9 protein-coding genes are annotated in these 12,860 nt (G+C 66.1%); 8 read left to right on the plus strand and 1 reads right to left on the minus strand.

What is annotated here, in order from left to right; translation table 11 throughout:
* The first annotated feature begins 174 nt into the window (after window positions 1-174).
* From LH20_RS00380 to LH20_RS00405, 6 genes are all read left to right on the plus strand, one after another.
* A complete protein-coding gene (locus LH20_RS00380) occupies window positions 175-2,454 on the plus strand; it encodes a TonB-dependent receptor (RefSeq protein ID WP_053552510.1) in 2,280 nt (759 codons plus the stop codon).
* Window positions 2,455-2,471: 17 nt separating this feature from the next.
* Window positions 2,472-4,109, plus strand: coding sequence for a carboxylesterase/lipase family protein (locus LH20_RS00385; protein ID WP_053552511.1), 1,638 nt, complete (start codon window positions 2,472-2,474; stop codon window positions 4,107-4,109).
* Window positions 4,106-5,674, plus strand: coding sequence for an AMP-binding protein (locus LH20_RS00390; protein ID WP_053552512.1), 1,569 nt, complete (start codon window positions 4,106-4,108; stop codon window positions 5,672-5,674). The genes LH20_RS00385 and LH20_RS00390 overlap by 4 nt, the downstream gene beginning before the upstream one ends.
* A 52-nt stretch (window positions 5,675-5,726) precedes the next feature.
* Window positions 5,727-6,431: a TetR/AcrR family transcriptional regulator gene (locus tag LH20_RS00395; RefSeq protein ID WP_235527063.1), complete on the plus strand. Its 705-nt coding sequence runs from the start codon at window positions 5,727-5,729 to the stop codon at window positions 6,429-6,431.
* A 97-nt stretch (window positions 6,432-6,528) separates the two neighbouring features.
* Window positions 6,529-7,428 carry an SDR family NAD(P)-dependent oxidoreductase gene (locus LH20_RS00400; protein ID WP_053552514.1) on the plus strand — a complete coding sequence of 300 codons (900 nt, stop codon included), beginning with the start codon at window positions 6,529-6,531 and terminating at the stop codon, window positions 7,426-7,428.
* Between the two features lie 72 nt (window positions 7,429-7,500).
* A complete protein-coding gene (locus tag LH20_RS00405; RefSeq protein WP_053552515.1) occupies window positions 7,501-9,165 on the plus strand; it encodes an MFS transporter in 1,665 nt (554 codons plus the stop codon).
* 7 nt (window positions 9,166-9,172) lie between these two features.
* On the opposite strand, the gene LH20_RS00410 is transcribed toward LH20_RS00405, so the two are convergent.
* Window positions 9,173-10,465: a hypothetical protein gene (locus tag LH20_RS00410; protein ID WP_053552516.1), complete on the minus strand. Its 1,293-nt coding sequence runs from the start codon at window positions 10,463-10,465 to the stop codon at window positions 9,173-9,175.
* Window positions 10,466-10,567: 102 nt separating this feature from the next.
* Here LH20_RS00410 and LH20_RS00415 point away from each other — a divergent pair, with 102 nt between their 5' ends.
* Both LH20_RS00415 and LH20_RS00420 read left to right on the plus strand, forming a co-directional pair.
* A complete protein-coding gene (locus LH20_RS00415; protein WP_053552517.1) occupies window positions 10,568-12,211 on the plus strand; it encodes a carboxylesterase/lipase family protein in 1,644 nt (547 codons plus the stop codon).
* Window positions 12,212-12,246: 35 nt separating this feature from the next.
* A complete protein-coding gene (locus LH20_RS00420; protein ID WP_053552518.1) occupies window positions 12,247-12,858 on the plus strand; it encodes a TetR/AcrR family transcriptional regulator in 612 nt (203 codons plus the stop codon).
* Window positions 12,859-12,860: the final 2 nt, after the last annotated feature.

A 12,860-nucleotide genomic window follows, 5' to 3' on the forward strand; every position in this document is an offset into this window, starting at 1 on the left:
ACCCTCTTTGGCTGTCAATCTGTCAAACCAGCCTGGACCTTTGAAAACGGGGTGCAGACCCGAGGGAGCAAGATATTCACGCACATGATAGTGAATGTTGACTCGCGAGCGAATCTGACTCATACAAGGGGTCGAAGGCGGTGCCGGAGAGTGCCGCCCGGGAGGGAGAGTCATATGAAGGTTCAGCTTCTCGCGACCGCATCGGCGGCCGCCCTGTTCGCGCTACCCGTTTCCGCTCTCGCGCAAACGAGCGAGGCCGATTCACCGGCCGAAACCACCGCACAAAATGCGCCCCGCGGCGGCAAAGATATTATCGTCACCGCGACGCGCCGTACCGCCCGGCTGCAGGATGTGCCGCTCAGCGTCACCGCCTTCGGTCAGGAGCAGCTCGATGACCTCGGCATCGTCGGCTATGAGGGGATCGCCCAGAACACCCCGGGCATCGTCGTCAACCGGCCGACGCAGAACTTCAACAATTTCACCAGCCGCGGGATCAATACCAACGGTTACAGCGCCGGCCTGCAGAGTGCGGTTGCCATCTATGTCGACGAGCTGCCGATCTCGGCGAACGGCAATTCGACCATTCTCGACCCCAATCTCTATGACGTCGAACGCGTCGAATTTCTGCGGGGGCCTCAAGGGACCCTGTTCGGATCGAACTCCCTTGCGGGGGCGATGCGGATCATCACCAAAAGCCCCGACCTCGACGATTTCGAGGCCTCGGCGAGCGCTGATATCGGTCTCACGGGATCGAGTTCGGTGCGCCAGCGCTACAACGCGATGATCAATATGCCGATCATGACCGACCAGCTGGGGCTGCGCGTCACCGGCTATTACCGCAACGAGGACGGCTGGATCGACAACATCGGGACCGGCATCAAGGATTCGAACAGCCTCGAGGCCTATGGCGGCCGCGCGATCCTGCTGATGCGTCCGAGCGACCGGATGACGGTGAAATTGCTCGCCTCCTACGAGAACAGCAAGCCCGCCGATTCGGCGCTGACCAACCCGGCGCTCGGCAAGTTCGTGCGCCGTTCGGACCGCCCCGACCTGTTCCAGGGCAAGCTCACCAACTATAATGTCACGGTCAATTACGAGTTCGACTTCGCCGAACTGATCAGCTCGACGACCTTGTCGGACTATGACGCTTCATTCTACGTCGATCTTGCGGGAACCTTCGCGCAGGCCTTTCCGTTTGCGCTCGACGCATACGCTTATGACGATCTGTTCGTTCAGGAGACGCGGCTTGTCTCGCGCACCTCAGGACCAATCGACTGGGTCGCCGGCTTCTTCTATTACGACAAGCGGCGCACCGTCGATTTCGCCTATCGCTCAACGCAGGAATTCCTCGACGCGCGCGGTCTGACCGGCCTGCCCGACGAATATTATCAGCGTTTCAACAGTTACACCGATCAGAAGGAAATCGCGGGCTTCGGCGAAGTGACCGCGCATCTCAGCGACCGCTTCTGGGTCACCGGCGGCCTGCGCTACGGTAGCACGGAAGTGCAGAGCTTCACGCGCGGTGGCGGCTACAACAGCAATTACCTGACGCTCGCGCTGCTCGGGCTTTCCAATCTGCCGGTGACGATCGTTCCGATCAACTATGCCGAAGGCTTGAAGGTCAAGGCCAACCGGCTCTCATGGAAGGCCAGCGTGTCGTGGAAACCGGTCGACAGCCTTACCACCTATGCGACGGTGTCCACGGGCTTCCGCACCCCGGTGGTCAACGCGCGCGCCGGGCTTGCTAGCGTTGTCGACCCCGGCGACCTCATCATCCCTGACGGCGCCAAGTCCGACAGCGTGACCAATTACGAAGTCGGGTTGAAGGGCCGCTGGTTCGATGGCGACCTCACCGCCAATCTCGCGGCTTATTATATCGACTGGAAGGACATCCAGGTACAGGCGAACCGCGTCTCGGATTCGGTCCAGTTCGCGACCAACATCGGTGCGGCGGAAAGCTATGGCCTCGAATTCGAATTCGTCGCCCGGCCGGTCGCGGGACTCAGCCTTTCGCTCAACGGCTCGTTCAACCGCGCCAAGGTGACCAAGCTGACCGATACCGAAGCTGCGATTTCGGGCGCCGAACTCGGAACGCGGCTCGCCTCGCCGCACTTCCAGGGCTCGGGGACGCTGCGCTATGATTTCGCGATCGGCGGCGGCAAGACCGCGTTCGCATCGGTCAATGTGTCGCACGCCGGTTCCTTCCCGAACCAGTTCCCCAATGTTCCCGGCAATCCCAACGCGGCGAGCCCGACCTATGATTATACGCAGGCCTGGACCAACACGAACCTCTATGCCGGGACGAAGCTCGGGGCGCTGAACCTCACCGCTTATGTCGAGAATCTCTTCGATGCGAGCAGGATCACCTATGTGCACCCCGAGGCATTCCTGGACGGGCGTTATGCCCGGATGCGGCCTCGGACGGTCGGCCTGCGCGCCGATTATCGCTTCTGACCGGCAAGCCTGCACAAATGACCGCTCGCCCCCTGTCGCTTGTCCTGCTTCTTACAGCGCTTCTCGCGGCCCCGGCTGCTGCGGCGCCGGGACCCGTTGTCGCGGCGCCAGCGGGCGAGGTGCGAGGAGGGACGGCGGACGGCATCCGCGCATTCAAGGGCATTCCCTATGCAGCGCCGCCGGTCGGAGCGGCGCGCTGGAAGCCGCCGCAGCCGGCGCCCCGGTGGCAGGGCGTGCGCGATGCGAGCGAGTTCGGCCCGGCGTGCATGCAGCCGAAGGCGCGCGCGGGCAGCATATACAGCTGGGATCTGCCGGCGATGAGCGAGGATTGCCTGTCGCTCAACATCTGGGCACCTGAGGGGGCGAAGGATCTGCCGGTCTTCGTCTGGATCCATGGCGGCTCGCTCGTCACCGGATCGGGCGGCGATCCAATCTACGACGGAAGCGCGCTCGCGAAACGCGGGATGATCGTCGTGTCGGTCAACTACCGGCTCGGTATGTTCGGCTGGTTCGCCCATCCGGGGCTGAGCGCCGAGTCTCCCGATCATCTGTCGGGCAATTATGGACTGCTCGACCAGATTGCGGCGCTCGAATGGGTGCAGCGCAACATCGGAGCCTTTGGCGGCGATGCGAAGAATGTGACGATTGCAGGCGAGTCGGCGGGCGCGCTCAGCGTCATGTACCTGATGGCGGCACCGCAAGCGCGCGGGCTGTTCGCGAAGGCGATTGCCGAGAGCGCTTACATGGTCTCCGCCCCCGGCCTTCGCGAGCCGATCAACGGCATGGTGCCCGCTGAAGAGCAGGGCGTGGCGCTCGCCGCAAAGCTCGGCGCGCCCAATCTCGCGGCGCTGCGGGCGCTCTCTTCCGAGGAGATTGCGAGCAAGCCGCCGACTTTGGGCTATTTCCCTTTCCCGGCGGTCGATGGCCAGGTCGTGCCGCGCCAGCTCGTCGAGACCTTCGACCGCGGCGAGCAGGCACCGGTGCCGATCCTTGCCGGTTTCAACAGCGGTGAAATCCGGTCGCTGCGTTTCTTGCTCCCGACACCTCCGGCCGACGCAGCCGCCTATGAAAAGGCGATACGCGCCCGGTATGGCGAGCTCGCCGAGGCGTTCCTCGCGCGCTATCCCGCCAAACATGTCGAGGACTCGATGCTCGCTGCGACGCGCGACGCCATGTATGGCTGGACCGCCGAGCGGCTGGTGTCGGACCAGGCGGCGCTTGGCCAGCCTTCCTATTTCTATATCTTCGATCATGGTTATCCCGCCATGGAGCAATGGGAGCTCCATGGCTTTCACGCAGCCGAGCTGCCTTATGTGTTCGGGACAGCTGGCAAGACCCCGCCCATGTGGCCGAAGATCCCCGACACGCTGGCCGAGCGCAAACTGAGCCAGGCGATGGGCGATTATTGGGCAAGCTTTGCCCGTAGCGCAAAGCCCAGGGCCGGGGGAGCGCCCGACTGGCCCGACTATGCCGACGACCGGGGTTTCGTTCATTTCGCGGAGGAGCCGCGCGCCGCGCACAATCTCTTTCCCGGAACCGCCGCGCTGCACGAAGCCGTGGTGTGCCGCCGCCGCGCCGCCGGCGATATTCCCTGGAACTGGAACGTCGGCCTCGCCTCGCCGCCGCTGCCGCCGAAGGCCGAGGGGTGCCAATGATCGACGGATCGATGCAATCCTACGGACTGACGCTCGACAAATTTCTCTCCCACGCCGCCAAATGGCACCCTGACGCCGAAATCGTGTCGGGCGGGGCAGACGGAAGCATCCAGCGCATCTCTTATGCCGCGCTCCATGATCGGGCGCGGGGCGTCTCGGGAGCGCTCGCCGCGCTCGGCATCGCGCCGGGTGACCGCGTCGCGACGCTCGCGTGGAACACGCAGGGGCATGTCGAGGCATGGTACGGTATCATGGGAATGGGCGCGGTGTGCCACACGCTGAACCCGCGTCTGACCGCGGCGCAGCTCGGCTCGATGCTCGCGCAGTCGGAGGCGCGGGTCCTGCTGGCGAGCCCCGATCTCGTGCCGCTCGCGCGCGATGCGAGCGCCAACCTGCCCGCGCTGGCCCATATCCTGCTGCTCGACAGCGAAGCGGGGCAGGGGGATGCCGCGGCGCTCAATCCGCTGATCGATGCCGCGCCGCGCGACAGCCGATGGGGCGATTTCGACGAGACGGCACCCTCGGGTCTCTGCTTTACCTCGGGAAGCACCGGCGCGCCGAAGGGCGTGACCTACACGCACCGCGGCTGCTACCTCCACACGATGCGTCAGCTTCAGGCCGACGTCCTCGGCCCCACGGCGCGCGATGCGATCCTCGCGGTGGTGCCGATGTTCCACGCCAACGCATGGGGCCTACCCTTCGCAGCGCCCGCGGTCGGCGCGAAGCTGGTGCTGCCGGGCCGTCACAGCGATGGCGCGCATCTGGCGCGGCTGATACGCTCCGAAGGTGTCACCGCTGCGGCAGGTGTGCCGACCGTGTGGCTCGGCCTTCTCGAGCATCTCGAGGCCGAGGGCGGTGAGGTGCCGACCCTCCAGCGCATTCTGGTCGGGGGGGCGTCGATGCCCCCGGCGCTGATGGAACGGATCGAGACACGGCTCGGTGCCGAAGTGCAGACGAGCTGGGGAATGACGGAATTGTCGCCGCTCGGCACCGCGGCGATGCCGGGAGACCCGGCGCGCCGGGCGTCGCTGTCGGGCAAGCCGGCGATGGGGATCGACCTGCTGATCACCGATGCTCATGGGCGGCCGTTGCCCGAGCAACGCGGTGCCGAAGGCCATTTGCGCGTGCGCGGCGGCACGGTCGTTGAACGCTATTTCGGGCAGAGCGAGCCGGCGACGGACGCTGAGGGCTGGTTCGATACCGGCGACCTTGCGCGGATCGACGCGAAGGGCAACCTGACGATCACCGGCCGCGCCAAGGATCTCATCAAGTCCGGGGGTGAGTGGATCAACCCGGCGGAGATCGAAGCGCTCGTGGGAGCGCTGCCGCAGGTCTCGCTGGCGGCAGTGATCGGACGTGCCGACCCCAAATGGGGCGAACGTCCGGTGCTGCTCGTCGAAACGTGCGACCCCTCGGTCAGCGACGCCGAACTGCTCGAACCCCTCGCCGGGCGCGTTGCGCCCTGGTGGGTTCCCGACGCCGTAATCCGCCTTGAGGCGATGCCCCTCGCACCCACAGGGAAGATCGACAAAATGCAATTGCGAGCGGAATATGGAGAGGTGTAGGCCGGGGGCGGCCGCACACCCTATCGAGCGGTCCGGAAGGGAAAAGAATTTGGTGTCCAAGGCGAAGACCGCGACAAGGCAGACCGCGACCAAAAGGCCGACTAAAGCGGAACAGCGCGCCGAAACGATGGAGCAGATTCTCGACACTGCCGAGCGTCTCTTTTCAAAGCACGGCTTTTACGGGGTGACCTTGAAGGACGTCGCCAAAGAGGTCGGCGTCCACCACACGCTCCTCAACTATTATTTCGATGACAAGAAGACCCTGTTCGATGCGGTGTTCGCGCGGCGCGCGGTGGTCACCATCGAAAAGCGCATGAAGGCGCTCGACGATTATGATCGCGCTGCAGCGGGAAAGCCAACGGTCGAGGGCGCGCTCCACGCCTTTCTGGACACCGATCTTGATCTGTATATCCAGGGCGGTGAGGGCTGGAAAAATTATGGTGCCTTCAGTGCGCAGGCGTCGAACAGCCCCGAGGGCGCCGAATTCATGGACAAATATTTCGATCCCGTGGTGCTGCGGTTGATTGAAATACTGAAGAAGGCGCTGCCCGACGCCGACGAGGCAGACATCTTCTGGGGTTATCATTTCGTCACCGGCGCGCTGATGCTCACCCTCGCGCGCACGGGGCGCATCGACAAATTGTCGCAAGGCCTTTGCCATTCGGACGATTATGCCGCGGTCAAGGCACGGATGGCCCGCTTCATGGCGGCCGGCTTCCGCGACATCTGCGAACAGCGCAAACGCGAGAGAGAATAAGGAAGAAGCGGAGGACTTCAGCACCTTTCCCGCATCTCCGCACGCCATTCATTTTATTCACTCACAAGTGAGTTATAATCGTTCGAGGAGAAAAGGCATGTCGCGAGAGTTGCAGGATCGGGTAGCCATCGTGACGGGTGCGGGCGGCGGGCTGGGCCGCTCACACGCGCTGCTGCTCGCGCGGTACGGCGCGCGCGTGGTCGTCAACGATAGCAATGCAGGTGCCGCGGAACGGGTCGCTGCCGAAATCGAGGCAAGGGGCGGACAGGCGCTGGCGGCGCCAGCCTCCGTTACCGATGAGGAACAGGTCGCGACCATGGTTCGTGCGGCGACGCGCACCTGGGGCGGCGTGGACATATTGATCAACAATGCGGGCATTCTGCGCGACAAGAGCTTCGCAAAGATGGATCTCGCCGACTTTCGCCTCGTCCTGGACGTGCATCTGATGGGGGCAGCTATCTGCGCGAAGGCTGTGTGGGATCAGATGCGTGAGCGCCGTTTCGGCCGCATCGTGATGACGACCTCTTCCTCGGGGCTCTACGGCAATTTCGGCCAGGCCAATTATGGCGCGGCCAAGATGGCGCTCGTCGGACTGATGCAGACGCTCGCGCTCGAGGGCGAGAAATATAATGTCAGGGTCAACTGTCTCGCGCCCACTGCGGCGACGGCGATGACCGAAGGCGTGCTGGCGCCCGATGCGCTGGCGCGGCTGTCGCCCGAAGCTGTAAGTCCCAGCCTCCTCGCGCTCGTGGGCGATGAGGCGCCGACGCGCACGATCCTCTGCGCAGGCGCGGGGCATTTCGCGAGCGCCCATGTCACGCTGACCGACGGGGTCTTCATCGGCGAGGGTGGCGACGCCGCCGAGCGGCTGATCGCTGCCTGGGATCGCGTGGTGGACCGGGCGGGAGAGGTGGTGCCGGCGTACGGCTTCACGCAGGCCGAACGCGAACTGGCGAGCGCGGGCTTCGACGCGCCGACCATGGCGGCCGCGCGCTGACATTCCCCGAGCGTGGCGGACGGACCGGAGAAAGTGCCCGCCGCCGCACCGGGACGAACGGGAGAGAGAGTGATGGCTAGGAAGAGCGAAGCGCCGGCCGGCGCCCCCAAGGCGCGCAGCGAAACGCTGGTGATCGCCGCATCGTCGCTGGGCACGGTCTTCGAATGGTATGATTTTTACCTTTACGGACTGCTCGCCAGCGCGATCTCGGTCCACTTCTTCGCCGGAGTCAACGAGACGACCGGCTTCATCCTTGCGCTGATGGCCTTTGCCGCGGGCTTTGCCGTCCGCCCCTTCGGCGCGCTGGTCTTCGGGCGCGTCGGTGATATCGTGGGGCGCAAGAACACTTTCCTCGTCACCATGGCGATCATGGGGCTTTCGACCTTCGCCGTCGGCTTCCTCCCGGGCTATGACAGCATCGGTATAGCGGCACCGATCATCCTCATGCTGCTGCGGCTGCTGCAGGGGCTGGCGATCGGCGGCGAATATGGCGGCGCGGCCGTCTATATCGCCGAACATGCGCCGCCGGGAAAGCGCGGCTTTTATACCAGCTTCATCCAGACCACCGCGATGATCGGGCTGATCCTCGCCTCGACCTTCGTCGTGTCGCTGCGCCTGTTCATGGATGCAGAGACGTTCGAGGCGTGGGGCTGGCGGCTGCCCTTCATTTTCTCGATCGTTCTCCTCTCGGTCGCGCTCTGGATCCGCTTGCAGCTGGAGGAGAGCCCGGTGTTCCAGCGGATGAAGGCCGCCGGCGCGACGTCGAAGGCGCCGCTCAAGGAAGCGTTCGGCGAATGGCGCAACCTGAAGATCGTGCTGCTCGCGCTGTTCGGCGCCGTCGCGGGGCAGGCAGTGATCGGCTTTGCCGCGCATCTCTATCCGCTCTTCTATCTCGAGCGCATCGCGCGGGTCGACGGGGCGACCGCCAATTTCCTCGTCGCCACCGCGCTGACCATCATCATCCCGAGCTTCGTCTTCTTCGGCTGGCTCAGCGACAAGATCGGGCGCAAGCCGATCATGATGACTGCCTGCGTCATCGCCGTCTTCGCCTATTTCCCGCTCTACAAGGCGCTGGTGATGGCCGCCAACCCGGCGATGGCGGCGGCGGTCGAGCAGGCGCCGGTCACGGTCGTCGCCGACGCCGGCGAATGCTCGTTCCAGTTCGACCCGATCGGCCGTAACAAGTTCGACGGCACGAGCTGCGACATCGTGAAAGCCTATCTGGCGCGCAGCGGGGTCAATTACTCGAATGCCGATGCCGCTCCCGGGACCGTGGCCTCGGTGCAGATCGGCGAGGACGTTCACCGCGCACCGGACCCGGCGACCCTGACGGGCGAAGCGAAGGCGAGCGCGATCGCCGCCTTTCAGCAGGAGCTCCACGCCGCGCTCACCCGGGCGGGCTATCCCCCCGCCGCCGATCCGGCGCAGGTCAACAAGGTGAAGGTCATCGCGATCCTCTGCATTTTCGGCCTGCTTGCGACGATGGTCTACGGTCCGCTCGCCGCGCTGCTTGTCGAGCTGTTCCCGGCGCGCATCCGCTATAGTTCGCTGTCGCTGCCCTATCATATCGGCAATGGCTGGATCGGCGGTTTCATGCCGACGATCGGCTTCGCGATGGTCGCCGCGACGGGAAATATCTATCAGGGGCTCTGGTATGCGGTCGCCTTTGCGGCGATTACCGCAGTCGTCGGCATCCTGTTTCTGCCCGAAACCTACAAGCGCGATATCGAGGCATAGCGGGGGCTCAGGTTCGCGCTGCTTCCGCCAGCAGCTTGCCGAACGCCGCCGTGGTCGCGGCGACGTGCGCCGGATCAATGCAGCGCGCGTCGTCGTCCTCTACGTGATGGAACCGGTGGAGCCCGAACACGCCCGCGACCGACGAATAGCCGGCGGCAATGATCGCGCTCAGTTCGCCGGCTGCCAGCCTGTCGCTCGAATAGGGGCTTTCCAGGCCCGCGAGACCTGCGAACAGCCGCCGCGCCGCGGTTAGCAGCGGCGGGCTGACGACCAGATAGCGCTGCGAATCTGTCCCGGCGAGCGGGGCAAGCCCGAACAGCCCTTCGTGCCAGTCGCGCGCGGCGAGATTGGCGCCGAGGTGGAGCCAGAAATGCGTCTCGTCCGGTTTGGGTGCTGCGGCCTTCAGGGATTCCTCGGCGCCCAGATTCTCATATTCATGGCCGCTGTTGCAAAGGAAGGCGAGGTTATGATCGGGCAACATCGTCGGCGCCCGGCGCGCGAGGTCGAGCCACGCCGCAATGCCGCCGCCGCGTTCGCCCGCGCAGCCGAACCAGCCCGAGCGCGGGGTCGACACGACGATCCAGCGCCGCTTGCCCCTCTCGAGCCGCCCGATGACGTTGAAAGCCGCCCGGCGCCCCCCTTCGCCGCTGAGCGTGACCGTCGCTCGCGCATGCTCCATCGCGGCGGAAAGGAAGGGCGCGGCGTCGGCCGGAGCGAGGAGCCCGACTGGGCCCGCGAACATCGGCTCACGCCCGTCGGCATTGAGCGCGATGACCTGTCCGGTCGGGCCGTTGGTCACGACCACCGCCGCTCGTGCGCCGGCCGAAAAGGCGGCGTCGATGGGGCCGCGGACGGACTTGGCGAGCGCCGACGACCAGCGGCCATATGGAAGCTCGACGAGCGCGATGGCCTCGTCGAGCGGCGCGCCCGCGCGCCCTGCGCCGTCGATGCGCACGAGCGGGCCAGAGAGGCCGCCCGCGGGTGTGGGCACCACGATCGGCTGCGGCCACAGCGCTGCGCGCGCGTCCCCCGTGACGATCGCGCAGTCGCCGGGCGTGAACGATGGCACCGAAATGGCGGGCTTTTCGACGACGAAGCCCGCGCGTTCGAGCTCGCCGGCAAGCCAATGACCGCAAGCGATATCACCCTCGCCGCCTGACTGCTTGTTCCCGAAGCCCAGATAACGATCGAGATCGCGCACCATCGAGGCGAAGGTGTCCGCCTCGGCCGCCCCCGCTGCGGTGGCCAGCGGCAGCGCCGCGCTCCGCGCCAGAAATCCGCGCCGCGTTGGTTGCCGCATTCCCAAAGTCCGCCTCCCGCTCATCGCGCTTGATATTCACTCGCGTGTGAGTTTAGGTCGAGCCGATGGCGCTGACAACCGCGCCGCGGCGGGAGAGACGATATGATGCGCGTCGGCGTCTGGCTATGGGTGCTGCTCCTCGCGCTTGCGCCCGCCTCTCCAGGACAGGCGGCGGATCGCCCACAGGTGCGCGTCGCCGAGGGCCGGCTTGCGGGCGAATGGCGGGGCGATCTTCGCGTCTTTCGCGGCATTCCCTATGCCGCGCCTCCGGTCGGTGCGCGGCGCTGGCGCCCGCCCGCACCGCCCGAGGCGTGGCGGGGTGTTCGTAAGGCGGCAGCGTTCGGCGCGGCGTGCGTCCAGCCCGCTTATCCCGACGACAGTGTCTATTTCGAACCACCGGCGCCGATGAGCGAGGATTGTCTGACGCTCAACATCTGGACACCGAAGGCGGCGGCGAAGGCGCCGGTGATCGTCTGGATTCATGGCGGCGCGTTGCTCCGCGGCACAAGCGCGCGCCCGCTCTATGACGGCGGCGGATATGCGAAGCGCGGGATCGTCTTTGTCTCGATCAACTATCGACTCGGCGTCCTCGGCTGGTTCACGCACCCCGCACTGAGTGCCGAATCGCCCGAGGGGGTGTCGGGCAACTACGGACTGCTCGACCAGATCGCAGCGCTTCGCTGGGTCAGGCGCAACATCGCGGCGTTCGGCGGCGATCCCGCCAATGTTACCATCATGGGCGAATCTGCCGGCGCGCTGAGCGTCGCCTATCTGCTTGGCGTGCCGCGCGCGCGGGGGCTGTTTGCGAAAGCAATTGCGCAAAGCCCTAATATCCGTGCGGTGCCGAGGCTTCGCGAACCGGCCTTCGGACTTGCTGCGGCCGAGGCGATGGGAGCGCTATTCGCCGACGCGGTGGGGGCAAAGGATCTGCCGGCGCTCCGCGCGGTCGATGCAGAGCGGCTGACGCGGGCGGCGCTCGCCGCGCGCTTTGTGCCGCAGCCGACGGTCGACGGCGCGTTGCTGCCCGGCCAGCTCGCCGATATTCTTGATCGCGGCGAGCAGGCGCCGGTGCCGCTGCTTGCCGGCTTCAACAGCGGTGAGGTGCGCTCGCAGCGCGGGCTGGTGCCGAAGGCCCCCGCCGACGCCGCGGCCTATGAGGCCGGGATCGAGCGGAGCTATGGCGACCTCGCGCGCGCCTGGCTTCGGCTCTATCCGGCGGCGGACATGGAGGGCAGCCTGATCGCCGCGACGCGTGATGCCGTCTATGGCTGGGCGAGCGAACGGCTGGTGCGTGCGCAGGCCGCGGCGGGGCTGCCCGCCTATCTCTATCTGTTCGACCATTGCTATGCTGCGGCGCGGGCGCGCGATCTTTGCGCCTTTCACGCGAGCGAGCTGCCGTTCGTCTTCGGCCGCGCCGATACCGGGCTTCCCCCGAATTGGCCCGCGCCCGGCGGCCCCGTGGACAGCGCGCTGGCCGGGGTCATGATCGACTATTGGGTGAGCTTTGCACGCGAGGGGGTGCCCAGCGTCGCCGGCTCGCCGATCTGGGCTTCCTATGGGAGCGATGAGGCCTATATGCGCTTTGCCGCACGGCCCGTCGCCGGCCGCGATCCGCTGCCCGGCATGTTCGAGTTGCACGAAGCGGTGATGCGGCGCCGCCGCGCGGCGGGTGAGCAGTGGTTCCTCAATCTGGGCCCCGCGAGTGACCCGCTTGCCGGCCCGCCTGTCGCCGGCGTCCGCCCCTAGACAAACGGCGCGCGCGAACATATATACCGGACGTTATGGAAGTCGAAGCTCCTCCCGCTGCCAAGGGCCGCCCGCGCGAATTTTGCGTCGACGCTGCACTGGCGGCGGCGCTGCGCGTCTTCTGGAGCAAAGGCTATGAGGGCGCCTCAATGGCCGACCTCACCGAGGCGATGGGGATCACCAAGCCCAGTCTCTACGCCGCATTCGGCAACAAGGAGGCGCTCTTCAACAAGGCGCTAGACCTTTATGAGCGCGAAAAGCTCGATTATATGCGCGAGGCGCTGAAGGCGCCCACCGCCCGCGGGGTCGCAGAGCGGCTGATGCGCGGCGCGCTCGAAATGCAGACCTGTCCCGACAACCCCCACGGCTGCCTCGGCGTCATCAGTTCGGTCGCCTGCGGGTCGGAGGCCGAGGGCATTCGCGAAGCGGTGCTCGAACGGAGCGCTGCGGCCAAGCGCGCGATGCTCGAGCGCTTCGAGCGCGCGAAGGCGGAAGGCGACCTGCCGTCCGACGTCGATCCTGAAGGTCTCGCTGCGCTGCTGACGGCGATCAACCAGGGGCTCGCCGTGCAGGCGGGCGCAGGCGCGACGCGCGCCGAGCTCGAACGGCTGGTCGAGACCAGCCTAAAGCTCTGGCCGGGACGCTGACA

Origin of the sequence: Sphingopyxis sp. 113P3 (assembly GCF_001278035.1) — a bacterium.
Classification (GTDB): domain Bacteria; phylum Pseudomonadota; class Alphaproteobacteria; order Sphingomonadales; family Sphingomonadaceae; genus Sphingopyxis.

Coding starts and splice junctions, on each gene's coding strand:
- LH20_RS00410 (WP_053552516.1), bottom strand. CDS start 10,465: ATGCGGCAACCAACGCGGCGCGGATTTCTGGCGCGGAGCGCGGCGCTG.
- LH20_RS00415 (WP_053552517.1), top strand. CDS start 10,568: ATGATGCGCGTCGGCGTCTGGCTATGGGTGCTGCTCCTCGCGCTTGCG.
- LH20_RS00390 (WP_053552512.1), top strand. CDS start 4,106: ATGATCGACGGATCGATGCAATCCTACGGACTGACGCTCGACAAATTT.
- LH20_RS00385 (WP_053552511.1), top strand. CDS start 2,472: ATGACCGCTCGCCCCCTGTCGCTTGTCCTGCTTCTTACAGCGCTTCTC.
- LH20_RS00400 (WP_053552514.1), top strand. CDS start 6,529: ATGTCGCGAGAGTTGCAGGATCGGGTAGCCATCGTGACGGGTGCGGGC.
- LH20_RS00405 (WP_053552515.1), top strand. CDS start 7,501: ATGGCTAGGAAGAGCGAAGCGCCGGCCGGCGCCCCCAAGGCGCGCAGC.
- LH20_RS00380 (WP_053552510.1), top strand. CDS start 175: ATGAAGGTTCAGCTTCTCGCGACCGCATCGGCGGCCGCCCTGTTCGCG.
- LH20_RS00420 (WP_053552518.1), top strand. CDS start 12,247: ATGGAAGTCGAAGCTCCTCCCGCTGCCAAGGGCCGCCCGCGCGAATTT.